Raw genomic sequence first — 1774 nt, forward strand, 5'->3', positions numbered from 1 at the left:
CCGAGGCCGTCGCGGCGCGGACCGCGGCGCTGGCGGACCGCGGCGAGGCCCGCCGCGCGCTGTCGGCGCTGGCGAGGCTGACCGGGCTGGTCGCCGGGATGCCGTTCACGGCCCGCGACGAGACGTACGCCGTCCAGGGATGGCCCCCGCACCGGCTGCGGTCCGTGCGCACGCACGTCCGGGCGCTGCTGGCCGGCACGCTGCCCGAGGACCCCAGCGTGTACGCCGACCTGCGCGCCGAAGTCGCCGGGCTCGGCCCCCTCGACGTGCGCCGGCGCGCTCAGGCGGACCTGAAGCGGAGCCTCATCCTCATCGGGGACGGGCACGTCGACGAGGGGCTCGCCTACGCCGGGTCCGCGCTGCGGACGCTGCCGCCCGAGCACCGCACCACCGCCGTCGTCGCGCTGGCCCGCCGGGTCTGCGCCGCGATCCCCGCGTCCTACGACGAGACGCCCTCGGCCCGGCTCGTCCGCGCCCTCACCGACCGCGGCGACCGCCTCGTCCGGCCCGAGGACGGCGTCCGGTGGACGGGTCAGGAAGCGACCGGGGCGGGCGGCGGCTTGATGATGAGGGCGTAGGGGACGAAGAAGCAGACCTGCCCGATCGCCATCGTCAGCGTGCTGAGCGCCGTCGCGTCGTAGTGCTCGGCCGCGGCGTCGAACAGCTCGTCGGGGACGCGCTCGCCGTGCGGGTTCGGCGTCAGGACGGCCTCGACCAGCGCCAGGGCCGCGCGCTCGGCGGCGGTGAAGTACGGCGCGTCCTGCCAGGACGACACGGCGGTGATCCGCTCCTCGGGCTCCCCGGCCTCGCGCAGGGCGCCGGCGTGCCTGACCGTCAGGTAGGTGCTGCCAGCGAGCTGCCCGGCGCGCATCTGGACCAGGCCGATCGTGGTCCGCGGCACCGAGCCGTTGTCCAGGGCCTTGGACAGGGCGGCGGCGAACCCGTTGAGCTCCGGGAAGAGTTCGGCGGTGTTGGTCAGGCGCGGTTCCGTCATGTCGGTCTCCTCTGGGTCGATGTCCGTCGCCCGTATGACGGTGAGCGGCGGACGAGTGCGACTCCGCGCAGGCCACGCGCCCAAGGGTCACATCGGAGGGGCTCCCAACGTCATCCTTGAAGGAGGAGACCTGATGAGCGATGACGACCTGCTGGCGCGCCGGTTCGAGGAGCACCGCGCCCGGTTGCAGGCGGTGGCCCACCGCGTGCTCGGCTCCCCGGCCGAGGCCGAGGACGCCGTCCAGGAGGCGTGGCTGCGGCTGGCGCGCTCGGAGGCCGGCGAGATCGGCAACCTCGGCGGCTGGCTGACCACCGTCGTCGGCCGCGTGTGCCTGGACATGCTCCGGTCGCGCCGGCTGCGTCCGGAGGATCCCCTCGACCACCTGCCCGACCCGGTGGTCGCGTCCGAGGAGGGCGCGGACCCGGAGGAGCAGGCGATGGTCGCCGACGCGGTCGGCCTGGCGCTGCTGGTGGTGATGGAGGCGCTCGGCCCGGCCGAACGGCTCGCGTTCGTGCTCCACGACCTGTTCGGCCTGCCCTTCGAGCGGATCGCGCCGATCATCGGACGCACGCCGGCCGCCACGAGGAAGCTCGCCTCCCGGGCCCGCGGGCGCGTCCGGGAGGCGGCGTCCGAGCCGGGCGGCCCGTCCGCGCAGCGCCGCGTCGTCGACGCCTTCCGGGCCGCGGCGCGCGGCGGCGACTTCGAGGCCCTGCTGACCGTCCTCGACCCCGACGCGGTGCTGCGCGTCGACGCCGGGACGGCCCTGCCCGGCGGGGCGCG

Annotated in this window: 3 protein-coding genes; 2 read left to right on the plus strand and 1 reads right to left on the minus strand. The window is 76.0% G+C overall.

The window, feature by feature from the left end; genetic code table 11:
* A partial coding sequence (locus E1300_RS51170; RefSeq protein ID WP_207400461.1) for a hypothetical protein occupies nt 1–578 on the plus strand: 578 nt, incomplete at its 5' end.
* Here E1300_RS51170 and E1300_RS49405 read toward each other — a convergent pair.
* The gene (locus E1300_RS49405) at nt 533–994 is read right to left on the minus strand and encodes a carboxymuconolactone decarboxylase family protein (protein WP_131764139.1); all 462 of its coding nucleotides are present in this window, start codon (nt 992–994) and stop codon (nt 533–535) included. The two genes, E1300_RS51170 and E1300_RS49405, sit on opposite strands and share 46 nt — an antisense overlap.
* A gap of 133 nt (nt 995–1127) precedes the next feature.
* Here E1300_RS49405 and E1300_RS49410 point away from each other — a divergent pair.
* The coding region (locus tag E1300_RS49410) for a sigma-70 family RNA polymerase sigma factor (RefSeq protein WP_131764140.1) at nt 1128–1774 on the plus strand (647 nt) is incomplete at its 3' end.

Origin of the sequence: Actinomadura fibrosa (assembly GCF_900659615.1) — a bacterium.
GTDB lineage: Bacteria > Actinomycetota > Actinomycetes > Streptosporangiales > Streptosporangiaceae > Spirillospora > Spirillospora fibrosa.